The organism is uncultured Aquimarina sp. (assembly GCF_947492405.1).
GTDB lineage: Bacteria > Bacteroidota > Bacteroidia > Flavobacteriales > Flavobacteriaceae > Aquimarina.
Window position 1 is genome coordinate 98134 of the sequence record NZ_CANLMP010000006.1, and the last position, 24180, is coordinate 122313.

Sequence of the window (24180 nt, forward strand, 5' to 3'; positions counted from 1 at the left end):
AGTAAAACTGTAACAATCTCCTAAAACAAATATCTTTATAGGTAAACACATTCATTATGAGGTCACTAATCAATCATCTAATCAACGTTTTCCTAAGTTCTCAAGCCATTCATAAAAGCATATCTCTAGGATTTGCCTTAATCATAAGTTATCTGGGGTATAGTAACAATATGCTACCATCTAATATGAATAGCTTCAAATACGATTCTAACGGAGCTATTGCATATGCTTATCCTATTGCTAATATCAAAATCGATGGTAACTCCTCTGACTGGCCAAAAGACCTTACCAAGTTTTCCATCGAAGATGTTCCTTTTGGCGACCATCCAAAAAACAAAGATGACTTTTCCGCACATTTTCAGGTAGGGTATAATCTATCTGAACAATCCTTATATGTTTTGGTAACAGTGATAGATGATTCTCATATCGTGGATACCACAGAAAAGGCGGACTGGAACACACAAGACACCTATAATCTCTATGTAGATGGTCAACATTCACCAAAAGGATCTGGTTTGGATTTATATCAGTTTGGGGAAAATTATAAGGAAATGATGGATCCAACTACAAGTTGGGATCCCGAAACAAAAAATCACAGTTGGGATCAACTTGAAATAAAATTTAGTCGAAAAGGAACCACTACTATCTATGAATGTAAAATAAAATTAACAGGCCAATTAGCTGAAGGAAAAACTATCGGAATTGATCACGTAATTATAGATAAAGATGAAGATGATTCTACTACAAATACTTTTATTTCCTGGGGAAAAGGAGGCGGTAAAAGCCAGTCATCTTCTAGATTAGGAGATGTCATTCTGATGAAAACAAAAGAAACTACCGGAAAACTATCTGGTCGATTGGCATGGAAAGACAAAACCATAAAAGGATATCCAAACAGTATTCGGTTTACATCTACCACTAATCCTTCTCTCTGGACTCAGGCCTCTGTAGATTCTACAGGTATCTACAAAATTGATCTTCCTGCTGGAGAGTATACTATTTCTTCTACTCAAAAGTTTTACAATCAAGATAATAAAGCTTTTAGAATAGATACTAAAAACTCTCAGCAAAAAGTTACTGTATCAGACAACAATACCATTACTGTCCCTGTCATTACATTATCAATCGCACCAGAATTGGATCTTATAGCAAAAAAAGGAATACTACACGATTTTGATGATAACAAAGAAGCATTAGTAGATCAGTTTATAAAAGCATATCAGGAATATTATCAAATTCCAGGAGTATCTCTTGCCCTAATCAAAGATGGAAAGTTAGCTTATCACCAAACCTATGGAGTAAAAAACGTATATACAGAAGAAAAAGTAGACAAAACTACCTTATTTGAAGCAGCCTCAATAACGAAACCCGTTTTTGGATTTGCAGTAATGCGATTAGTAGAACGTGGTGAAATTGATCTGGACAAACCATTATATGAATACTTACCTTTTGAAGCTATTGCACATGATGAACGTTATAAATTGATTACAGCAAGACATGTGCTAACTCATAAAACCGGTTTTCCTAACTGGGCATGGATGAATGATGATGGTAAACTCGATATCAAATTCACTCCCGGAACAGATTATAATTACTCCGGAGAAGGTTTTGAATACCTAAAACGAGTGGTGGCTCATATTACTAAGAAGGATATTAATGTATTACTTAAAGAGGAAGTACTAACTCCATTAGGCTTGGAGCATACCTATTTCGAAAAAAATGAGTATTTGGAAAAGGTAGTTGCCAATGGCCATTTTGATAATATGGCTACTAGGATGGATTTACCAAATGAAGCAGGCATGGCATGGAGTATGCATACGGAAGCCAAAACGTTTACCAACTTCTTACTTGGATTATCAACAAGAAAAGGATTAAAACCAGAAACGTACAAACAGATGTTTCATATAGAAACAGAAATACCCAAAGACAAAGGTGAAAACCGACCTAGTTGGGATGAGTATTTTGGGCTTAGTATACACATGGAAAAAACACCTTTTGGAAATACATTTGGTCACGGAGGTAATAATGGAGACTTTAAATGCCTGGCTAGAATGTATCAAGATCTTAATATGGGATTTGTCGTATTCACCAATAGTAACAAAGGCGATCAATTATATAATGCTCTTATAGAATTTTTAATTGTAGGTAAGATAAATAAAAGTTAATGTATTATTGGTCTGTTAATATCCTAGCTAATTTCAATATATACTTTACAAATGATTACAATTTAGTTTAATTTAGTAATTCTTAAAAGGCAAAAGTTGCACGCAACAAAACCACTTTCTATAGAAACAAATTCTGAATGTAATGTTTAAAAATATATTTAAAAAAAGAAAAAAAGATTTAGCTATAAGATGTCAAACTTATCTTCAATCTGGACCACCAAAACATATGTCTGATTATGTACCTGGATCTTTAACAGAGATTATTATTGCGCAAGGAGCTCAAGGAAACAAGCTAGATCCCGAGTTAGTAGAAATGGCTAGCATTATATTGGACGAGGCCCAGTCTATTCAGAAAACCGAAGATCACGAGATTAGAGATTATTTGTTACAAGGATCAGTTTTAGTAAATGAAATTCTTAATAGTCAGTAGCACAGCTTTACAAAAGAATAAAAAATAAAAACAAGAAGTGATTAATCTAATCTAAAACTAAACACAACAATGTACTCTGACAATTCATGAACCGTTACAAAACAACATTTGAAACATGGAACAAAATAGCTTCTCTTTATGAAGAAGTCTTTATGGATATTGAGCTATATAATGACACCTATTCATTTTTTTGTAAGCAAGTGAATAAAAAAAAACCTTCTATCTTAGAAATAGGTTGTGGCCCTGGCAATATTACGAAGCACATACTCTCTAAAATACCTGATTGCTCCATACTGGGAATCGATATTGCACCCAATATGGTAAAATTAGCACAAAAAAATAATCCTGCTGCGGATTTCAAAGTAATGGATGGAAGAAAAATCAACACCATACAATCCAAATTTGATGGTATTATTAGTGGTTTTTATTTGCCATATTTGTCAAAATCATATCGTTTCAATTTCATAAAAGATTGTGAACGATTATTAAATAATAACGGGATTTTATATATAAGTTTTGTAGAAGGTGACCAGAACAATTCGGGTTATCAAACTGGCAGTACAGGGCATAAAGTTTATTTCCATTATCATAATCTAAATAACTTGAAAAAAGAGTTGACAGATCATCATTTTTCTATACTTAAAATTATTCATAAACAGTATCCTAAAAAAGATGAAACTACAGAGATACATACTATTGTTATTGCCAAACAAATCAGAAAACAACGCATAGAAATACTCATATTCTAATAACTTCACTAAAAGAATAATAAGTATATTAGTAATGCTATAACATCAGAAAACGCAACATAAAATCATTAAAACCAACCACAATGAACTTCAAAGGATTTAAAGATATTGATAAACCCAGATCGTTAGTTGTAGAAATTTTTAAAGACCCTAAGTACTTAGGAGAATACCAAGAGGGGTTTGTAAGAAAAGAATTAATTAGCGGAACTGAGGGTCAAGATGGTGCTATTTCGAAAATGTACTATAAATCAAACAAGTACGACATGGAGCTGACCGAAACGATCACTGCTAATCGACTTCCAGATACTTTTGAAGCTTTTTATCATCATAAACATATGGACAATACCATGAAATGTTCTTTTATTTCTATTGATGAGAATAAAACTAGGTATGAATACGAAGTAAAGTATACTAGAATTAATTGGTTTATGCCAAAACTAATGGCAATCTTATTTCCTGGTATGTATAGAAAACAAGGTGAAAAATGGATGCAGAATTTTAAAGTTTTTGTAGAGAAACAATAATGCTATACGCTATACATTAATATATAAATACAAGTACGTCATGTGGGAGGAGAAACTAAAAATCTATGATCAACTAGTTGCCAAATGTTCCAGGTTCAAACGAAAAGGCAAGACAATGCCTTACACATCTGCTAACGGATATATGTTTTCTTTATTTAATAAAGCGGGCGAAATCGGAATTAGATTCTCTAAAGAGGTACAACAAAAATATATGGAAGAAATCCCCACAACCTTATATAAATCGTATGGAGCGGTGATGAAAGGATATGTTTTAATTCCCGAATCTATGTGGGAAGATTTGGATTCTTTAGCAGTCTATCTCGATGAAAGCTATGATTATGTAATGTCACTGGAACCAAAATAATAGTTTTTGAAATATATGAGTCAAGAATACCTGATAAGAGATGCTAATCCTAATGAATTTATCAAAATAGGAGAACTCATGGTTAAAGTCTATTCCCAACTAGATGGATTTCCTAGTCAAAAAGAACAACCTAACTATTACAGAACACTTGCCAATATTGGGAGTTTCACAGAGAAACCCAAAACCAGGTTATTAATTGCCATTTCTGAAAATGGTGAAATCGGTGGTGGTGTTGTTTATTTTAGTGATATGAAATATTATGGCTCCGGCGGAACTGCTACCCAAGAAAAAAATGCTTCAGGTTTTAGGTTATTAGCTGTGGCTCCAACGGCTAGAGGAAAAGGAATTGGCAAACTCCTTACTGAAGCCTGTATTGAACTAGCAAAAGATGAAAAACAACATCAAGTAATCATTCATTCAACCAAGGCAATGCAAATTGCCTGGAAAATGTATGAAAAAATTGGATTTAAACGATCGGAAGATTTAGATTTTAAACAAGAAGAACTTTCCGTTTATGGTTTTAGACTATCGCTATCCTCATAAAACATATCCAGCAATATTTTTAGTTTACTTCTAATGATATCTATTGTATTTACCTAGGTGTAATTATATCGCTTTTCATTCTATTTCCTTAAATAAAACAAGCATTTTTATTCCTTTTGTTTCCTGCCTAGGACGTCAAGAAAGGGAAAAAAACCCTAACATTACCGGTTGTACACCTGTGCATAAACCGTTTTTTACTTGTTGATTGACAAACACTTGCATAATACATTTGCTCCCACAAAGGTAATTCCGGAATACCTAAGTAAATTAATTACATACTTTTAAAACCTATTAATTATGAAAAAATCAATTTTTAAAACACTAGCCATCGTTATGACTTTTGGAGTAGTATTCGTAGCATGTGAAGACAGAGAAGAAGAGTTACAAGATGAACAATTACAAGAAGTACATGAAACTCCAACAAAAGACGCTATTTACCCAACAGAAGTAAGTGAGACTTCACTAGAAGTGGCAAAAATCCAAAAAAACGGCCATGAATATCGCTTTATAGCAGTAGGAGAAAATGATGATATGGTTGTTATCGAAAAACTATATGGTACTGCAGAAAAAAGCAACGAAGACAGTAACTTAGGCGAAGACTTAACACCATTCGATATCTTTGTTTCTTTGACTAATGCTAGTATTCAGGTTCCGGAACGTATCGCAAAAACTGCAGAAGGATCAGCTTTGGCTAATTCAGGAAGACAAATTAACGAGTCTCTAGCACCAATAGAAATCTTAGACCCTAGCTATACGGATAGTACTATTGAAAAAGCTTGTTATGATGTAGGTTCTACAGGGTTTAGAAACTCATATTGTGGTGGTACTCCGGTTACATCAACTCCTACCGATATCCGATTCTGTGATAATGGATTATGGTATTCCAATACCCGTAATTCACATTATGGTGGATCTTGGAGAGAACGAGATGACATAAACACCTGGACTAATGTAAAATGTGGATTGACCAGAGTTCAGTTCTACGCTTGGAAAAGCAGCGGAATCTGGCCATTTAACAGTTACTCTTGGCAATTACATTACCAGGTAGATTTCACCAACGGTATATGGTATGCGAATTACTATTCATCTGATTATACAGAAAGAGAAGTAAGAAGAACAAGACCAACTAATAGTGGTTCTTTTAGAGCCTATACTAGATTCTTCTAGAAAACCATATTACACAAAAAATAATGGAGCCCTTAACATCATTAGTGATGTTAAGGGTTCATTTTATTAGTATTAAATTTCAGAAAGATTTACCATAGTTGATTCTTTCCAATAATAGATTCTTACTATTTTAGTATACTCCAAAAGCAACTTTAAAGTATATGTCATACCTCAATTCGCTCGTTTGGTTATTTTGTTTTTCGATATTTTTTGCTTCTTCGGCTCACGCTCAAAATAAGTTTGAAAAAGAATATCGGATTAAAACTTCGATTGTTCCCAAATCGGCTTTAGATTTTATGACTGATGGACCTTTTGATAAAAAAATCAAATGGTATGCGGAAGAAAGCCAGGATGGCAAAAGTATCGAAGCAAAAACGATTTATAAAAACAAAAAGTATAGCATCGAATTTAATGTAGATGGAAAACCACAGGATGTAGAACAAAAGATTCCTTTCACTTCCATTCCAGAAGATTTGAGAAAACAAATTCAAAATTCTTTAGATAGTATTTTCACTAAATCAAAAGTCAAAAAAACTCAAAAACAATGGGTTGGTTCTCGCTCAGCTCTTATTTCATTAATCAATCAAACTATAGTAACAGAAAATTATGATGTTAACTATGAATTGATAGTAAAGGGTAAAAAAGACACTCAATATGCTTACTATGAGATACTTTATAACGACAAAGGTGTTCGATTAAAAATGCTGAAAATTATACACGCCAATACAGATAATCTTCTTTATTAAGTTATGAAAACTAAAAGAGCTTTCATATTGGTTTATGTATTCAATGTTATTTGTTATCAAATGATAGCACAAACATCCTTCACTTCAGGATTATTGCCTAAGATAGTTGTGTCTAATAAACTTTCGGATAACATCAAATTAATTAATAGCATTGAATCTCGTCAGCAATTATGGGAACATCAACCGGATAATGATTTATCTTATGATTATTTGTTAACCGATTTTACTAATATCCTTTCTTTTAAGTTATCAGCCGATAAGGTTTTTAATATTGGATACTTGTTACGAATCGAAGAAGATGAACTAATTCATCGCTCCATCTTTCAACATTCTATCGCACAACAACTAGAAAACTTAAGAGTTGCTCACCGTTTTGTTACAGATCAAACATTTAGCAGAAAAGAATCTCCAGAATTCAGACTTCGATATCGTTTTACTGTAGAATTACCGTTTAATGGATACAGAGTAGACTCAGGAGAATTTTATATTAAAATAAATAATGAGTACTTAGGGTCTTATCAAGGTTCTAATGCGGATTTAGAAATAAGAATCATTCCTTTCATTGGATATGCAGTTAATCCGAAAAGTAAACTTGAAATTGGACCAGATTATCGGTTAAGTCAATTACTCGAATCTGGAACCAAAAATCGATTATGGTTGAGTTTTAATTACTACTATGCAATGGACTGGTTAAAATCTATCAAAAATGAAAACTAAACTCGAATTATATTTCAAAAATGATACAGAATGGCGTACCTGGCTTCATGAAAATCATGCGACCAGTGATGGTATATATTTGATTTTTTATAAAGTAGAAAGTAAGGAACCTAGTATGCGCTGGGAAGAAGCGGTGAAGGTAGCACTTTGTTATGGATGGATTGATTCTACCGTAAAAAGATTGGATGAAGAACGAAGAAGACAATATTTCTGCCCACGAAAACCTAAAAGCGTATGGAGTAAATTAAATAAAACGTATATCATTGATCTAATCAAAGATAATTTAATGCATCAAAGTGGATTGAATATCATTGAAATTGCAAAAAAGAATAACTCCTGGACAGCACTGGATGATGTAGAAAACGGTGTTATTCCTCAGGATCTAAAAAGAGCTTTTAACACTAATTCTAAAGCATTTACTAACTATCAAAATTTTGCACCAAGCTATCGGAAAAACTACTTATATTGGCTCAATCAAGCAAAACGACAAGAAACGAGGGACAAAAGAATTCTGGAAATCATAAGACTTTGTAAAGCCAATATCAAAACAAGAGATAATGGTAGGTAGCTTTAAAACATTATTTTTTTGATATTATCCATATATCCGCGGCTTACACGAACAACATCTTGATTATGCATCACGATATCATATGTCTTTGTATATTTATTGAGTTCTTTTACTTTATTAAGATTGATAATAGAAGATCTGTGTACCCTAATAAATAAAGATGGATCAAGTTTTTCTTCTAAAACTGAAATTCCAAAATTACTTAAATACGTTCCTTCTATCGTGATTAGCTTCGAGTAATCTCCGTAGGCTTCTACACGAATAATTTCTTCTACTGCTATGGTAATAAGCTTATTACGCGACTGAACTAAAATACGTTCTGGATAACTATTTCGATCCATTAACAGGCTTTCAGCTAAAGGTCTTATCGCACTTTCCTTACTATGATCCGTTAATCGTTCGACAGCTATTTTAAATCGTTCTTTTGTATAAGGTTTAAGTAAATAATCAATTGCGTGAACTTCAAAAGCCTGTAGCGCATATTTATCATATGCTGTCGAAAAAATGATTTGGGGTATTTCTTCTATATGAGTAAGTACATCAAAACCAGTCATTCCAGGCATTTGTATATCTAAAAAAACAAGATCTGGTTTAAATTCGTTAATCATCTTCACTGCATCTACACCATTATTCGCTTCACCCAACAGAACTAATTCAGGAAAGTCTAACAAGTATTCCTTTATAAGCTTTCTCCCAGCAACCTCATCATCTACAATTATTACTTTCTTCATTTTTTAAATAGTAAAATTAATTTTTAGCCCCTGAGGAATATTTTCAGTAAGATGTAATGTCGTTTGATACATTTTTTCCAAACGCATTTTAGTATTAGTTAGCCCTATTCCCTTCCCGAATATTGCTTCCTTATCTTCAATTCCTACACCAGTATCTGCAACCTCAAAAAACAACCCATTCTCCCTTTTTTGGATTGTAATAGAAATTGTACCTCCATTTATTAAAGAGGCTAAACCATGTTTGACAGAATTTTCGACCAGCGGTTGCAATAGCATTGGAGGAATCATTTCATTCATTACTTCTTGAGCTACCTCAATATTAACTTGAAGACGTTCCTGAAATCTTTCTTTTTCTAATGCTAGATATTTTTTCACAAAACTAAGTTCTTCTTGTAGAGGTACTTTTTCTACTTTGGAAGCTTGTAATTGATATCTAAACAAATCAGATAACTCAGCAATCATATGCCTTGTTTTTTCATTACCTGGAGGAACTGAAGCACTAATTGTATTAAAAACATTATATAAAAAATGAGGATTTAATTGTGCTTTTAGTGCAGACAATTCACTTTTTAAAGCTGCTGATCTTAACTCTCCTTCAACCTTTATTTTTTTCTGATTATCAATATGATATTGATAAGAATGTAAAATCCCAAACTGTAGTACATAAAATAATGCGGGTAGATATATGTCCCAGATCTGCACTACTCCTTTTAAATAGAAAAAACCAAAGAATTCACTAAACAAATAATACCCTTGTTTCCATATAAGTACAAAAGCAGGTAGTAATATAATATGCAAGAGTACCCTTTTTTTCATTGGCCAAGCTTTTAGTTTTCTAAACAAAAGCCACCAAATTGGTAATGTAATTAATAATTTTAATGAATAACCTAATCCACTGTCATCCATAAAACTTCTTGGATCAAATAAGGTTCCTGATTCTCCATTATATGCTCCGCGATTAATCCACAATGCAATATGATAAGCACTAGCAAAAAATAAATAAAACCCTATAAAAGCAATAAATTCTACAACTCGAATACCAGCAAAACTTCTATGTAATAATGTTCTTTTCATAATTATATTCAACACCTACAAAACTAAAATTAAAATACGATGTACATATCAAAAATCGATGAATGGTCCTATAGCAAGATGAATGGGATTTCCCATTCACCGATACCAAAGACCACTCGTCGGTTTACACGTGACTGACGCTAAGCTAATACTCATATTTGCTCTATCAAATTATTTAATTATGTATAAGAAAACAATTATAGTATTAATTCTATTGAGTAACTTTATTCTAAGTAACATAAATGCTCAATCTACAATTACGGGTAAAGTTATAAATGAACAAGCTACTTCTATATCGGCAGCTACCATTTCACTTCTAAAAGTTCCTAATAATGAATTTATAAAAGGGGTTATTTCTGATGCTACCGGTGCTTTTAAAATTCAGAATATTGGCAAAGGAGATTATAGAGTTATCATATCAAGTTTAGGATATAAAGATTATACTTCGAATACGTTCTCTCTAGATGATACAGATCATACTTTGGGAGATATTACACTTATCATTAAAACAGAAAATTTAGACGAAGTAATAATAACTTCAGAAAAACCTGTAGTACAGGTAATGGCTGACAAAACAGTCTTTAATGTTCAAAATACCTTGGGTGCAACAGGAATATCTGGCTATGAATTATTGCGAAGAGCTCCTGGTGTTATTGTTGATAATAACGATAATCTAATTGTAGAAGGAAAAACAGGGGTACTTATTTATATAGACGATAAGCCATCAGTTCTAAGAGGTCCAGATTTAGTGAATTACCTTAAAACAATTCAATCTAGTGATATTGAAACCATAGAAATTATAACACAACCTTCATCAAGATATGATGCAGAAGGAAATGCTGGAATAATTAATATCAAACTAAAAAGAGATAAAACATTAGGAACAAACGGGTCGATTGCCGGAGGAATTACCTACGGAGATTTTGCTAGGTATACCAGTTCTCTTTCCTTCAACAATAGAAGCAAAAAAACTAACTTTTATGGAACTTACAGTAATCGATTTGGAAAAAGTTTTAGTTTCATTAACCTATACAGAACGCAAAACAACACTATTTTCGATTCGAAGACAGAAACCATCAGCGATAATAATAGTAATAATCTAAAACTTGGTTTTGACTATTATGCTAATTCAAAATCAATTTTTGGAATCATCGTAAGTGGTAATTTTAACAATGGTGGCTCCGATAGTGATTCTAGAACACCAATTATCCAACAAGGTAATACTACTCCAGATCAGGTATTAGTCGCAGGTAGTGATGTAGAAAACAAAACGAACAACCTTTATAGCAATATCAATTACAAGTATAAAGATACATTGGGACACGCTCTAAATATCGATATGGATTATGGAAAATATTCGAGTGATCGAACAAATTTACAACCTAATAGATATTTTAATGGTGCTGAAACAGAAGTTATAAGTGAAACAATAAACTTTATGATTACTCCTATTAACATTTCAATTTTTACGGCAAAAATTGATTATGAACAACCTCTTTGGAAGGGTACATTAGCTGCTGGCTTAAAGTATTCTAACATTAGTACAGATAATGAATTTGATTTCTTTGATCGCATCAACGGAAATGATATTATTAATATAGAAAGATCTAATGATTTCACTTATAACGAACAAATTAATGCGGCTTATTTCAATTATAATCGTAAGTTTAAAAAAATGTCTTTGCAATTTGGATTGCGTGTTGAACAAACCCAATCAGATGGCCAATTATTTAGTGAGCAACAAAATGCAGATGACCGAGTAAAAAGAGATTATACCGATTTCTTTCCAAGTGGCGGAATTACATATCAGGCAAATCAGAAAAATACTATTGCTCTTAACTATAGTAGAAGAATACAACGCCCCAATTATCAAAACTTAAATCCATTTGAAATCAAAATTGATGAATTATCTTTTAGAAAAGGGAATCCTTTTTTACAACCACAGTATACGGATAACATCAAACTTTCTCACACCTATAATTATCGATTCACGACTGCTTTGAGCTATAGTTTTATTGGTGACTATTTTGCACAAGTAACAGAAGCACAAGGTCAAGATCAAAATTTTATCATTACTAGAAATGTTGCTAATCAAAAAATTATTAACCTGAGTATTTCTTATCCAACAAAAATCAATAACTGGTGGAGTATATATTATAGTCTAAATGCGTTTAGAAGTATTTTTGAAGCAACCAACGATGATTTCGTTTCTGTTTCTCAAAATACGGTAAGCCTTTATGGTCAAAATACTTTTTCCTTACCAGCAGGAATTAAGATGGAAGTCTCAGGATGGTTTAATTCTCCTTCAATTTGGGGAGGAACGTATCAAACCGAAAGCTTAGGATCTCTTAATATCGCATTCCAAAAGCGTTTTCTTGATAATAAATTAACCGCAAGACTTGGGTTTAATGATATATTATATACATCTCCTTGGAAAGGTGATACACAATTTGGAGATCTTAGAATAGAAGGAAACGGTGGCTGGGATAGCAGACAAGTTCAATTTAATGTAACCTATAATTTCGGAAGAAAAGAAATAAAAGCAACCAGAAAACGTAAAACAGGATTGGAAGACGAAAAGAAAAGAATTTAGACTATTTTCTATTTGATAAAAATAGCTATAGCATGACATTGATAAAAAGTTATAGAAACTAAAACCTTGGATTACACTAAAGGATCTTTTAAAGTTCTAGTTGGATATGATGAGTAGTATCATCAAGAAACGATAAAATGCAGTGTTTCCCTTAACAACACTTTAAGACATTTTATTCTCGAATTCATTATTTTCGGCTTAGATAAATCTAATATCATGCACAAACACATCATCACTACCCTATTCTTAGGAGTATTACTAGTATTCAATACACAAGCACAGAAAGGAAAAAAAGACGAGAAAAAAGAAGATACATGGGATGTATCTAACCCTAATGGTCAATTTAACTATAAAAATCACACTTTTACTACGGATGAAGGAACCTGGATGAATCTGGATGTTAGTCCTGATGGGAAAACAATCGTTTTTGACCTTATGGGAGATATCTATACTATGCCTATTTCTGGAGGAAAAGCAAAAGTTTTACGTACAGGAATCCCTTTTGAAATACAACCTCGTTTTAGTCCGGATGGAAAGAAAATATCCTTTACCAGTGATGCTGGTGGCGGAGATAACATTTGGATAATGAATGCAGATGGTAGTAATGTGAAACAAATTACCAAAGAGAAATTCAGGCTATTGAACAACGCTGTTTGGACACCTGATGGAAATTATCTTATCGCCAGAAAGCACTTTACTTCTCAACGCTCATTAGGAGCAGGAGAAATGTGGCAATACCATATTACTGGAGGTTCCGGAATCCAGCTAACCAAAAGGAAAAATGATCAACAAGACGTAAATGAACCGACGATTTCCCCAGATGGAAAATATATGTACTACAGTGAAGATATGTATTCCGGAGGATTTTTTCAATATAACAAAGACCCAAACAAGCAAATCTATGTGATTAAAAGATATGATTTTGAAACAGGAAAAACCACCACGATAACTGGAGGTCCTGGTGGAGCTGCAAGACCAACAATATCACCCGATGGTAAAAAACTGGCTTTTGTAAAAAGAGTTCGAACAAAAACCGTTTTATACATTCATGATTTAGAAACAGGTCAGGAATGGCCTATTTATGATCAATTAAATAAAGATCAACAAGAAGCATGGGCGATATTTGGAGTGTATCCTAATTTCAGTTGGATGCCTAACAATAATGAAATCATATTCTGGTCTGCCGGAAAGATTCATACAATTAATATTGAAAATTCTCAAGTAACTAATATTCCTTTTACTTTAGATGCTACTTTAAAAATCGCAGAGACCGTTCACTTTGAAGCTCCGGTTTCACCAAAAGAATTCATCACTAAAGTAATCCGTCATGCGGTGACTTCTCCAGATGGAAAAACGCTGGTGTTTAGTGCTCTTGGATATCTTTGGAGTAAAAAACTACCTAAAGGAAAACCTCAGCGTCTAACCACACAAAAATCTGATTTCGAATTCGAACCAAACTTCTCTCCAAACGGTCAGCAAATTGTATATGTAACCTGGAATGATGAAACACTGGGATCTGTATGCAAAATACCTGCTTCTGGAGGAACTGCTACCAAGTTAACATCAGAAAAAGGAATCTATAGAACTCCTGCATATAACCCTTCTGGTAATCTAATTACCTATAGAAAAGAAGGTGGAAATAATGATCAAGGAAGAAGTTTTGGTAAAAAAACCGGAATATATACAATGTCTGATTCTGGAGCTAATGCTAAGTTAATTTCTAAAGAAGGAGCATATCCAACTTTTACTAAAGATGGACAACGTATTTTCTATCAAACAGGAGGAACCTATTTTGGAAATCTTACCAAAGAATTAAAATCAGTTGACCTTAATGGAAAAGACAAAAAAACACATATTAAATCAAAATACGCAAACAGATTAGTACCTAGTCCTGATAATAAGTGGATTGCTTTTACCAATTTACATAAAGCCTATATTGCTCCATTAGTCATCAATGGAAAAGAAATTGATCTGGATAACAAATCTAAATCTGTTCCGGTATCCCAATTATCCAAAGATGCTGGGATTAATCTACATTGGTCTAAAGACAGTAAAAAAGTATTCTGGACATTAGGAGATGAATATTTTTCGAATGAGATTAAGGATCGATTCACATTTTTACCTAATTCTCCAGAAAAAGTTGGAGAAGTTACATCCCAAGGTATTGCTATCGATTTGGTTGCTAAAACGGATGTCCCATCCGGAAAAATTGCTTTTACCAATGCTCGTATCATTACTATGGAAAATGATAAAGTAATAGAAGAAGGAACCATCATTATTAATGGAAATACTATCGAAAAAATCGGAAAAACAAGTGATGTACAAGTTCCTGTAGGTGCTAAAGTTTTTGATGTAAAAGGTAAAACAATTATGCCAGGTATTGTTGATGCGCATGCCCACGTGGGAGCATTTAGATACGGATTGACTACTCAAAAACATTGGCAATTATACGCTAATCTGGCTTTTGGAGTTACGACCGCTCATGATCCTTCGGCGAATACAGAAACAGTATTTAGCATTTCAGAGCTCATAAAAAGTGGAGAAATGGTTGGGCCACGCCTCTACTCTACCGGTTTTATATTATACGGTGCTGATGGGGATTTTAAAGCAGTAGTCAATAACCTGGAGGATGCCAGATCTTCTATAAGACGAACAAAAGCCTTTGGAGCAAAATCTGTAAAAAGCTATAACCAACCTCGCAGAGATCAACGACAACAGGTGATGCAAGCCGCTCGTGAATTAGAGATCAATGTAGTTCCCGAAGGCGGTTCTACCTTTTATCATAATATGACCATGATTATGGATGGTCATACTGGTGTGGAACATAATATTCCGGTAGCTCCTGTCTATAAAGATGTATATGAATTATGGAAAACTAGTAAAACAGGATATACGCCTACACTTATCGTAAATTATGGAGGAATGAATGGTGAATATTTCTTCTACCAAAAAGATAATATTTGGGAAAATGAAAAACTACTAAAATACACTCCTAGAGCAATTGTAGATGCCAGGTCACGTCATAGAACTATGGTTCCTGACGAAGAATATGAAAATGGACATATTTTAGTTTCTAAAACAGCTACAAAATTAACCAATGAAGGTGTAAAAGTAAACCTTGGTGCTCATGGACAATTACAAGGTCTTGGAGCTCATTGGGAACTATGGATGCTCCATCAAGGAGGTATGACCAATATGCAGGCCTTACAAGCAGCCACCATTAATGGTGCTAATTATATTGGAGCAGGAAATGATATTGGATCGCTTAAAGAAGGGAAATTAGCCGATCTAATTGTACTCGATAAAAACCCATTAGAAGATATTAGAAATACGGAATCTGTAAAATATACCATGGTTAATGGTAGATTATATGATACCGATACGATGAACGAAATTGGTAACACTACTAAAGAAAGAACTAAGTTCTGGTGGGAAAACTCAAAATCTAACACTGCATTTCCTTGGCATGAAGTTTCACAGAGTTTTATGAAACCTGGCTGTGGGTGCCATATAGGGCATAATTAAAATATAAGACGATGAAAAACATAATTTCTTTTTTTATACTCATTACAATACTAGTCCAAAGCTGCACCAAAATTAAGACCGAAGAAAAAGTTATAGTCAAAAAAGAACAAGAACAACAAACAATCAACTACTTTGATTACACCAATCGGGATGATCAATTCATGGGAGGTATCAAAATGATACCTATTACCACTCCAAAAGGAGATTTTAAAGTCTGGACAAAACGAATAGGTAATAATCCAAAAGTCAAAGTACTGTTGCTACACGGAGGTCCAGGAATGACACATGAGATCTATGAATGTTTTGATGGTTTTTTTCCTCAAGAAGGCATAGAATACTACTATTATGATCAATTGGGGTCTTACTACAGTGATCAGCCTAAAGACAAAAGTCTATGGGATCTAGATCGATTTGTAGAAGAAGTCGAACAAGTACGCATTGCTTTAGGATTAAATAAAGATAATTTTTATCTATATGGGCAGTCTTGGGGAGGAATTTTAGGAATGCAATATGCATTAAAATATCAAAAGAATTTAAAGGGGCTTATAATCTCTAATATGGTTGCATCTATTCCTGAGTATCAAAAGTATTCTGATGAAATATTGGCTCCTCAGTTAGATCCAGAAGTATTAAAGGAAATTATGAGTTATGAAGAAAAGGAAGATTATTCTAATGAACGATACTTAAATCTTATAGTACAACATTACTACACAAAACATGTCATAAGAATGCCTGTTGATAAATGGCCAGAACCTATCAATAGATCTTTTAAACATCTTAATCCGGATGTATATGTTACTATGCAGGGACCTAGTGAATTTGGGATTAAAGGTGATGCTACCCTTAAAAATTGGGATGTAAAAAATGAATTATCTAAAATCACTGTTCCTACCCTAACTATTGGCGCAAAATACGACACTATGGATCCTAAAGAAATGGAATGGATTGCCAATGAAGTGCAATATGGTCGATATCTACATTGTCCAAATGGGAGTCATTTATCACAATTTGATGATCAAAAAAACTTCTTCGATGGTTTGATAAGATTTATCAAAGATGTGGATAATGGAACATTTAATACCAAATAATATATGCAATTAGCACAAGTAAATATTGCCGAAATGTTAGCCCCTATTAACGATCCTATCATGGCTGATTTTGTAAACAACCTGGATCGAATTAACGAATTAGCAGAACAAAGCGATGGTTTTGTATGGAGATTAAAAGGTGATGAAGGAAATGCAACTGCCATAACCGTATTTGATAACCTATTCTTAATCATCAATATGTCTGTTTGGGAGAGCATGGATGCGTTATTCAATTTTACTTATAAAACTGACCACGTAGAAATCCTAAAACGAAAAAAAGAATGGTTTCATAAAATGCCTAGAATGCATATGGCTTTCTGGTATGTAGAAAATGGACATGAACCTTCTCCAGAAGAAGCTAAAGAGCGTTTGTATTATCTGCAAGAACATGGTGAAACTCCTTACGCTTTTTCATTTAAAAGTAAATTCACAACAGATGATGCAATCAATTATAAAAAGTTATAAAATAATAGTACTAGCATCGCTATGTATTAGTATCTTGAGTTGCTCCAAAAAAGAAAAGGAGCAATACGATATTGTGATTTCAAATATCAACCTGATTCAAGTTGAAAATGGAAATATTTCCAAAAACACAGTATATATTAACAAAGGAAAAATTGTAAAACTAGCAACTGTCGATAGTATTGACACCTACATTGCTAAAAACAAAATTGACGGTACCAATAAATTCCTTCTTCCTGGATTTTGGGATAATCATATTCATTTAAGAGGAGGAGATTCATTAATTGAAGAAAATAAAAGCTTATTGCCATTATTCATAGCAAATGGAGTCACAACGGTAAGAGATGCAGGTGGCGATCTTACGAATGAAGTTTTAAAATGGAGAGAAGAAATTAAAAACAATGAATTGATCGGTCCAACTATTTATACTTCTGGTCCGAAACTAGATGGAGCAAATGCCACTTGGGCAGGCTCCATAGCCGTAGAATCCTCTGAAGACGTTATCAAAGCACTGGACTCATTAGAAAAAATTCCTGCTGATTTTGTAAAAATATATGATAGTAGAATTTCTAGAGAAAATTATTTAGAAATACTAAAACAAGCAACAGAAAGAGGTATCATCTCTTCCGGCCACATGCCATTTACGGTAGAACTGAATGAAGCAGTGAATTCGGGAATTGGTGCAATAGAACATCTATATTATGTTCTGAAAGGTTGCTCCGATAATGAAAAAGAGATTACACAAGCTATTATTAATAAAGAACTTACTTTTTGGAACGCAATGGATGGCTTAATTTCTTCCTATAATGATACAACCGCTCAAAAAACTTTCCAGCTATTAAAAGATAATAACACTTATGTCGTTCCTACATTACATATTGGTAACGTATTAAGTTATCTTGACGAAGTAGATCATACAGCTGATCCTTACTTAAAAATCATTGGGAAAGGAATTATCAAAACCTATGACGGACGTATCAAACGAGCACTTACGGCATCTGATGAAGCTAAAAAATCAAGAAAAGAACTCAATACCTTTTTTAAGAAACTCACTAAGTCTTTACAAGAGGCTGATGTTAAATTACTCGCTGGATCTGATAGTGGTGCTTATAATTCATATACCTATTCAGGGGTCTCATTACATAGTGAATTAGAAGCAATGGTTTCAGCAGGATTAAAACCATTAGAAGCCCTAAAAACCTCAGCTTATAATGGATCTAACTATCTTAAAAAAGATAAAATCACTGGTACTATAGAAATCGGAAAAGTTTCTGATTTAGTAATTCTAAATAGTAATCCCCTATTAAACATTAAAAACACTCGGGATATTTATCAAGTAATTAAAGGTGATCAAGTTTATGATCCTAAAAAAATAATGACAGAATACAGTTGTTTAGAGTGCCTTACTTTCAGAAACTAAAAGTCAAATTATGGATGCCATTATTAAAATTAAACCATTGGGGTTTATCTGGGAAACAAGCGATCCCTTCCTTTTTTGTGCATATCACGAAGATCAATATCCCAAAGGAAATGAGCAACTAGGTCCTACCTCTTCTCTAGCTGGGAGAAACATAGGTCAGGATTTCACTCCGAAAGATGGTTGGAGAATGTATCATGGTACTACAGTGCCTGGTTTTCCGGCACACCCGCACCGAGGATTTGAAACTGTAACTATTGTACAAAAAGGACTTGTTGATCATTCTGATTCTCTAGGAGCTGCAGGTCGTTTTGGTAATGGTGATGTTCAGTGGATGACCGCTGGCAAAGGTGTGCAACATTCAGAAATGTTCCCACTTTTAAATACTGAAGAAGAAAATCCTTTTTTATTATTTCAGATTTGGCTCAACCTCCCAAAAAACAAAAAAATGGTACCTCCTCATTTTAAAATGCTTTGGAACGAAGAAATACCTACAGTTACTTCTGTTGATAAAAATGGTAATACTACCGAGATTACTATAATCGCCGGAAATCTGCAAGAGAAAAACGCTGTAGATCCTGCTCCGGATTCTTGGGCTGCCAATCCAAAAAATGAAGTTGCTATTTGGACAATAAAAATGGCACCAAATGCTGAGTTTACATTTCCGAATGCTTCTGAAGGAATAAATCGTTCCATCTATTTTTTTAAAGGAAATGAAATCGAAAGTGAAGGATATACGATTCCGGTAAATCATCAAATCATTACACACTCCCATAAAGAATTAACCATTAAAAATGGTACTACCGAATCTCATTTCTTACTACTACAAGGAAAGCCGATTAATGAACCGGTGGTAAAACAAGGACCTTTTGTTATGAATAGTCAATCCGAAATCCGAGAAGCTATTCAAGAATATCAACAAACACAATTCGGTGGTTGGCCTTGGCCTAGCTATGATCATGTTCATAAAAAATCTAAAGGACGCTTTGCTTTATATCCAGATGGGACTGAAATTAATAAAAACACATAAGCTTTTAATATTCAAATATTTACACCATCTAACTGGTGGTTTTTGAAAATTCCCCCTTTCAAAACTACTATTAAAACACTATCTTTATTTGAGGGAAAAAAAGTTAAGTGTTTAAATGATGAACTTATATGCTAAAAAAACTACTATGCTTGCTCCCTATCTTCACACTACTTTTTGTGATATCCTCTTGCACAAAACCTTTAGTATTAGGTGATCAGGAAAAAAAGTTTTTACAGCAAAATGATAGTATTACAGTTGCTATATACCCGTATTACCCGCCATATCAATTTGTTAATGAACAAAATGAAATTGATGGTATTTTTATAGATTACCTCAAACTAATTGAACAGAAAATTGGTTATAAATTTCAAACAAAACGTTATAACGATTGGTCAAAGTTACTTCAGGATGTAAAAGATAATAAAGCACAATGCATTCTGGAAATTCAGGAGACCGAAGAACGAAAATCTTATTTAAAATTTTATGCCCCACTTTTTAAATCTCCCCATGTAATTGTTACCAGAAAAGGAGCGCGTTTCGGTGATGACATTGAAAGCTTAAATAACAAAATGATCGTACTTCCTGAAGACTATGCTATAACTGAAAACTTAAGGAAAACATATACCGATTTTAACATTGTAACCAATAAAGATGAACTGACCTGTTTAACAAAATTAAATTCTGGCGAATATGATGCGTATATAGGTCCTAAAGCTTTGGTTAACTATTATATTAGGTTGAAAAAACTTGATAACCTAAAAATAAAGCCTGGTATTAATTTAAATTACAAACCTGGATTAGCTATCAATAAGAAGAACACTGTTCTTGATGGTATTATTTCTAAAACACTGGCAAGCATTACAAAAGAAGAAAAAGAATCTATCATAAACAGTTGGTATTATAGTAATGTTATTCCTTTTTATCGTACTCCCAAATTCTGGATATTAATATCTTTAATCACTTTATTATCCTTTATAGCAGTTATAGCTTTCAATTCTTATCTGAAATTTAAAATAAAACAGAAAACAAAGGAGCTAATAATTGCCAAAGATATTGCAGAAGAAAGCAATCGATTAAAAACGAATTTTATCAATAACATCCCTCAAGAAATACGAACCCCAATGAACGGAATCATTGGACTTTCGGAATTTTTGAATGCAGAAGATTTAACCTCAGAAGAAAGACAAAAATATACTCAGATGATTATTGGAAATAGCAAAGAATTATTGTCTATTATCGATAATATTCTAGAAATTTCTCAATTACAAACCAAAAGATTTACACTACGATTAGTAGAGATTAATCTTCGTAACGTGCTACAATCTCTGGTATCTAATTATAGCATAAAAGGAGAAGAAAAAAACATTGAATTCTTTATTGAGAATAATCTAACAAATTCCCAGAATTTAGTATGGATGGATCGCCCTAAATTAAATAAAATCCTCAATGTTCTTGTTGATAATTCAGTAAAATACACAAATAATGGGTCTATAACTATTTCATATACGTTAAAAGATAATTTTTTACTTATTTCTATAAAAGATACTGGGATTGGTATTAATGAAAAAAATAAAAACAGAATAAAAGAAAGCCTGGCGTCTAACTCCGAAAATACAGTTGTAGAATATGATGGGATGGGACTTGGATTAACTATTGCGAAAAAAAATGCTGATTTTATTGGAGGGCAAATAACATTACTTAGCGAAAAAAACAAGGGTTCCACATTTACATTAAAGGTTCCTTTTAATCCAGTCACAAAAAACAAAACAAATAAAGATCCTAGCAAGGATAAAAACCTCTTAAAAACAGAGAAACATATCATACTAATAGCCGAGGATGGAGAAACTAACTTTTTGTTTTTAAAAACAATCCTTACTAAGATGAACGACTATGATTTTACTATTTATAGAGCAAAAAATGGTCAGGAAGCGGTAACTATTTGTCAGGAAAATGATAACATTGATCTGGTTCTTATGGACATTAAAATGCCAATTATGGATGGATATGATGCTACTTCTTATATCAAAAAAATGAGGCCCGATTTACCTGTGATAGCCCAAACCGCCTATTCGATTGAAGAGGATGTGCAAAAAGCACTAGATGCTGGTTGTGATGATTTTGTTTCCAAACCTGTAGATAGAAAGATACTTAAACCAATATTAAATAAATATTTTCCTGTTTTTAAAAAAAATAGAAATAAGACCATCAACTCAAAATAACATATGCAATACAAGATAACGCACACTTTTCTTTTCATATGTCTAATTATTGGAATATCATCCTGCTCCAATCATGATATTCTTAATGAAACTGAAAAAGACTGGCTACAAAAACAAGGCTCTATTAATGTTGCCGTATATCCATATTACCCTCCCTATCAGTTTATAAATAAAAAAGATAGTATCGATGGCATTTTAGTAGATCATTTTAGTCTTATTGAAAACAAAATCAATTATACTTTCCAAAAAAAATATTATACAAGTTGGACCAAATTATTGGAGGACGTTAAAACTAAAAAAATTGATATTGTTTTGGAAATGCAGGAAACTGTAGAAAGACAAAAATTTCTAAACTTCTACACCAAATCTTTTGAAACCCCATTTGTTCTGGTTGCCAAAAAAGAAGTTGACACTTCATTAAAGTTTAAAGATTTTCAAAATAAGCAAATAGCATCACCTACAGGCTATTCTATTGATGACTACCTTAAAAAAAATTATCCTAATCTGAATATAAAAAACTATCCCGATGATATAGCGTGTTTACTCAGCGTTCAGTCTGGAGAATCTGACGCGTATATTGGAGGAAAAGCACTAGCAAATTATTTAATAAAAACAGAAGGTCTTGATGGTTTAAAAGTTATTACAGAAATAAATCATAATTATATTCCAAGCATTGCCGTACATAAAGAAAACAAAGTTCTTAATGATATCATTGCTAAAGCAACTAGTAATATCACTAACAAAGAAAAGCAGGCGATCCTAGATAATTGGTTATTCAGCACGGTGAAACCTTTTTATAAAAAACCTAAATTCTGGGTTATTTCATCTATTATTTTTTTCACCGCTTTGGCAAGTATTATTCTTATACACTTTTATTTAAAATTTATAATCAAACAAAAAACCAGAGAACTTCAAATTGCAAAGGATAAAGCGGAAGAAAGTAACAGGATAAAAACCAATTTTATTCAAAATATATCTCACGAAATCAGAACTCCAATGAATGGAATTATGGGGTTCTCAGAACTGCTTAAATCAGATTCTTTAACTCCCGAAGAAAGAAAGGAGTACACCGAAATTATAATTGATAGTGGTAAAGATCTAATTACTTCTGTTGATGATATCTTAGAAATTTCTTTACTCGAGACTAAACAAAGTAAACTTCGATTTACAGAAACTAATTTAAATGAGCTCCTTCTTAAATTAGTATCTGAATATATCCACAAAGCAAAAGAAAAAAATCTTACAATACATTTAGAGAATGAAATTCCAGAAGAAAAAAATATAATCATTACGGATAAATCAAAACTCTACAAAATACTCAATAATCTAATCGATAACGGTATAAAATTCACTAATGCTGGCTCAATAACAATCTTTTCTTATCTTGTGGAGGATTCTATTGAAATATCTCTTAAGGATACAGGAATCGGAATTAAACAAAAGGATCAAGATATTATTTTCAAGAGTTTCTCTCAATCAGAAAAAGAGATTTCTAAAAATTTTGGAGGCCTTGGTTTAGGTCTGGCTATTGCTAAACAATACACAGATTTAATCGGAGGAAAAATTTCTTTTGTAAGTAAAGAAAATGAAGGTAGTGCCTTCTTATTAAAAATTCCTTATACCCCAATGCAAAATAACGCAGAATCATCTACAAATAAAGAAGGAAATATCATACCAGAAAAACACGTGGTACTCATAGCCGAAGATGGAGAAATAAACTTCTTATTTTTAAAAACCGTATTAACAAAAATGATCGACTTCGAGTTTGTTATATATCGTGCTAAAAATGGCAAAGAAGCTGTTGAAATATGTGAAGACAATGACAAAATTGATTTGGTTTTAATGGATATCAAAATGCCCGTTATGGATGGGTATGATGCCACAAAACGTATTAAAAAAATGCGTCCGGATCTCCCTGTAGTAGCACAAACAGCATATTCTACAGAAGAAGATATAGAAAGAGCTTTGGCAGCCGGATGTGATGATTTTGTTGCTAAACCAGTGGATAGAAAAATACTAAGACCTATCTTAGATAAATATATTTCTATTTTTAGAAATTAATAATACC

Annotated in this window: 20 protein-coding genes; 18 read left to right on the forward strand and 2 right to left on the reverse strand. The window is 32.8% G+C overall.

Annotation, left to right across the window (positions count from 1 at the left end; genetic code table 11):
* Positions 1-56 precede the first annotated feature (56 nt).
* The 10 genes from Q0829_RS19930 (at position 57) to Q0829_RS19975 (ending at position 7973) form a co-directional block, all read left to right on the forward strand.
* Positions 57-2165: a serine hydrolase gene (locus tag Q0829_RS19930; protein ID WP_298546300.1), complete on the forward strand. Its 2109-nt coding sequence runs from the start codon at positions 57-59 to the stop codon at positions 2163-2165.
* Positions 2166-2307: 142 nt separating this feature from the next.
* Positions 2308-2595 (forward strand): hypothetical protein, encoded by a 288-nt coding sequence (locus tag Q0829_RS19935; protein ID WP_298546301.1) that lies wholly within the window; start codon positions 2308-2310, stop codon positions 2593-2595.
* Positions 2596-2681: 86 nt separating this feature from the next.
* A complete protein-coding gene (locus tag Q0829_RS19940; protein WP_298546302.1) occupies positions 2682-3344 on the forward strand; it encodes a class I SAM-dependent methyltransferase in 663 nt (220 codons plus the stop codon).
* Positions 3345-3427: 83 nt separating this feature from the next.
* Positions 3428-3868: an SRPBCC family protein gene (locus Q0829_RS19945; protein ID WP_298546303.1), complete on the forward strand. Its 441-nt coding sequence runs from the start codon at positions 3428-3430 to the stop codon at positions 3866-3868.
* Positions 3869-3908: 40 nt separating this feature from the next.
* Positions 3909-4232 (forward strand): hypothetical protein, encoded by a 324-nt coding sequence (locus Q0829_RS19950; RefSeq protein ID WP_298546304.1) that lies wholly within the window; start codon positions 3909-3911, stop codon positions 4230-4232.
* Positions 4233-4247: 15 nt separating this feature from the next.
* Positions 4248-4775, forward strand: a complete 528-nt coding sequence (locus tag Q0829_RS19955) for a GNAT family N-acetyltransferase (RefSeq protein ID WP_298546305.1) — start codon at positions 4248-4250, stop codon at positions 4773-4775.
* A gap of 297 nt (positions 4776-5072) precedes the next feature.
* Positions 5073-5942, forward strand: coding sequence for a hypothetical protein (locus Q0829_RS19960; RefSeq protein ID WP_298546306.1), 870 nt, complete (start codon positions 5073-5075; stop codon positions 5940-5942).
* A 161-nt stretch (positions 5943-6103) separates the two neighbouring features.
* A complete protein-coding gene (locus Q0829_RS19965; protein WP_298546307.1) occupies positions 6104-6688 on the forward strand; it encodes a hypothetical protein in 585 nt (194 codons plus the stop codon).
* A 3-nt stretch (positions 6689-6691) separates the two neighbouring features.
* Positions 6692-7405, forward strand: coding sequence for a DUF2490 domain-containing protein (locus Q0829_RS19970; protein WP_298546308.1), 714 nt, complete (start codon positions 6692-6694; stop codon positions 7403-7405).
* The gene (locus Q0829_RS19975; protein WP_298546309.1) at positions 7395-7973 is read left to right on the forward strand and encodes a YdeI/OmpD-associated family protein; all 579 of its coding nucleotides are present in this window, start codon (positions 7395-7397) and stop codon (positions 7971-7973) included. The genes Q0829_RS19970 and Q0829_RS19975 overlap by 11 nt, the downstream gene beginning before the upstream one ends.
* Positions 7974-7975: 2 nt before the next feature.
* Here Q0829_RS19975 and Q0829_RS19980 read toward each other — a convergent pair whose 3' ends face one another.
* Together Q0829_RS19980 and Q0829_RS19985 are read right to left on the reverse strand one after the other, a co-directional pair.
* The gene (locus Q0829_RS19980) at positions 7976-8704 is read right to left on the reverse strand and encodes a response regulator (RefSeq protein ID WP_298546310.1); all 729 of its coding nucleotides are present in this window, start codon (positions 8702-8704) and stop codon (positions 7976-7978) included.
* Positions 8705-8707: 3 nt separating this feature from the next.
* A complete protein-coding gene (locus tag Q0829_RS19985) occupies positions 8708-9778 on the reverse strand; it encodes a histidine kinase (RefSeq protein WP_298546311.1) in 1071 nt (356 codons plus the stop codon).
* Positions 9779-9959: 181 nt separating this feature from the next.
* Here Q0829_RS19985 and Q0829_RS19990 point away from each other — a divergent pair, with 181 nt between their 5' ends.
* The 8 genes from Q0829_RS19990 (at position 9960) to Q0829_RS20025 (ending at position 24173) form a co-directional block, all read left to right on the forward strand.
* Complete coding sequence (locus Q0829_RS19990; protein ID WP_298546312.1) at positions 9960-12371, forward strand: TonB-dependent receptor; 2412 nt, start codon at positions 9960-9962, stop codon at positions 12369-12371.
* 216 nt (positions 12372-12587) lie between these two features.
* Complete coding sequence (locus tag Q0829_RS19995; RefSeq protein WP_298546313.1) at positions 12588-15896, forward strand: amidohydrolase family protein; 3309 nt, start codon at positions 12588-12590, stop codon at positions 15894-15896.
* Between the two features lie 11 nt (positions 15897-15907).
* Positions 15908-16984 (forward strand): proline iminopeptidase-family hydrolase, encoded by a 1077-nt coding sequence (locus Q0829_RS20000; protein WP_298546314.1) that lies wholly within the window; start codon positions 15908-15910, stop codon positions 16982-16984.
* Between the two features lie 3 nt (positions 16985-16987).
* On the forward strand, positions 16988-17449 hold the full coding sequence (locus Q0829_RS20005; RefSeq protein WP_298546315.1) for a DUF3291 domain-containing protein: 462 nt from the start codon (positions 16988-16990) through the stop codon (positions 17447-17449).
* Positions 17421-18866: an amidohydrolase family protein gene (locus tag Q0829_RS20010; RefSeq protein WP_298546316.1), complete on the forward strand. Its 1446-nt coding sequence runs from the start codon at positions 17421-17423 to the stop codon at positions 18864-18866. The genes Q0829_RS20005 and Q0829_RS20010 overlap by 29 nt, the downstream gene beginning before the upstream one ends.
* A gap of 10 nt (positions 18867-18876) precedes the next feature.
* Entirely contained in the window at positions 18877-19893 is a 1017-nt protein-coding gene (locus tag Q0829_RS20015) for a pirin family protein (protein WP_298546317.1), read from the forward strand.
* Positions 19894-20042: 149 nt separating this feature from the next.
* A complete protein-coding gene (locus Q0829_RS20020) occupies positions 20043-22112 on the forward strand; it encodes a transporter substrate-binding domain-containing protein (RefSeq protein ID WP_298546318.1) in 2070 nt (689 codons plus the stop codon).
* Between the two features lie 3 nt (positions 22113-22115).
* Positions 22116-24173 (forward strand): transporter substrate-binding domain-containing protein, encoded by a 2058-nt coding sequence (locus Q0829_RS20025; RefSeq protein WP_298546319.1) that lies wholly within the window; start codon positions 22116-22118, stop codon positions 24171-24173.
* Positions 24174-24180 lie beyond the last annotated feature (7 nt).

What these genes read in the sequence shown, in the direction of transcription:
- Q0829_RS19930 (WP_298546300.1), top strand. Translation starts at nt 57, where the DNA reads ATGAGGTCACTAATCAATCATCTAATCAACGTTTTCCTAAGTTCTCAA.
- Q0829_RS19935 (WP_298546301.1), top strand. Translation starts at nt 2,308, where the DNA reads ATGTTTAAAAATATATTTAAAAAAAGAAAAAAAGATTTAGCTATAAGA.
- Q0829_RS19940 (WP_298546302.1), top strand. Translation starts at nt 2,682, where the DNA reads ATGAACCGTTACAAAACAACATTTGAAACATGGAACAAAATAGCTTCT.
- Q0829_RS19945 (WP_298546303.1), top strand. Translation starts at nt 3,428, where the DNA reads ATGAACTTCAAAGGATTTAAAGATATTGATAAACCCAGATCGTTAGTT.
- Q0829_RS19950 (WP_298546304.1), top strand. Translation starts at nt 3,909, where the DNA reads ATGTGGGAGGAGAAACTAAAAATCTATGATCAACTAGTTGCCAAATGT.
- Q0829_RS19955 (WP_298546305.1), top strand. Translation starts at nt 4,248, where the DNA reads ATGAGTCAAGAATACCTGATAAGAGATGCTAATCCTAATGAATTTATC.
- Q0829_RS19960 (WP_298546306.1), top strand. Translation starts at nt 5,073, where the DNA reads ATGAAAAAATCAATTTTTAAAACACTAGCCATCGTTATGACTTTTGGA.
- Q0829_RS19965 (WP_298546307.1), top strand. Translation starts at nt 6,104, where the DNA reads ATGTCATACCTCAATTCGCTCGTTTGGTTATTTTGTTTTTCGATATTT.
- Q0829_RS19970 (WP_298546308.1), top strand. Translation starts at nt 6,692, where the DNA reads ATGAAAACTAAAAGAGCTTTCATATTGGTTTATGTATTCAATGTTATT.
- Q0829_RS19975 (WP_298546309.1), top strand. Translation starts at nt 7,395, where the DNA reads ATGAAAACTAAACTCGAATTATATTTCAAAAATGATACAGAATGGCGT.
- Q0829_RS19980 (WP_298546310.1), bottom strand. Translation starts at nt 8,704, where the DNA reads ATGAAGAAAGTAATAATTGTAGATGATGAGGTTGCTGGGAGAAAGCTT.
- Q0829_RS19985 (WP_298546311.1), bottom strand. Translation starts at nt 9,778, where the DNA reads ATGAAAAGAACATTATTACATAGAAGTTTTGCTGGTATTCGAGTTGTA.
- Q0829_RS19990 (WP_298546312.1), top strand. Translation starts at nt 9,960, where the DNA reads ATGTATAAGAAAACAATTATAGTATTAATTCTATTGAGTAACTTTATT.
- Q0829_RS19995 (WP_298546313.1), top strand. Translation starts at nt 12,588, where the DNA reads ATGCACAAACACATCATCACTACCCTATTCTTAGGAGTATTACTAGTA.
- Q0829_RS20000 (WP_298546314.1), top strand. Translation starts at nt 15,908, where the DNA reads ATGAAAAACATAATTTCTTTTTTTATACTCATTACAATACTAGTCCAA.
- Q0829_RS20005 (WP_298546315.1), top strand. Translation starts at nt 16,988, where the DNA reads ATGCAATTAGCACAAGTAAATATTGCCGAAATGTTAGCCCCTATTAAC.
- Q0829_RS20010 (WP_298546316.1), top strand. Translation starts at nt 17,421, where the DNA reads ATGATGCAATCAATTATAAAAAGTTATAAAATAATAGTACTAGCATCG.
- Q0829_RS20015 (WP_298546317.1), top strand. Translation starts at nt 18,877, where the DNA reads ATGGATGCCATTATTAAAATTAAACCATTGGGGTTTATCTGGGAAACA.
- Q0829_RS20025 (WP_298546319.1), top strand. Translation starts at nt 22,116, where the DNA reads ATGCAATACAAGATAACGCACACTTTTCTTTTCATATGTCTAATTATT.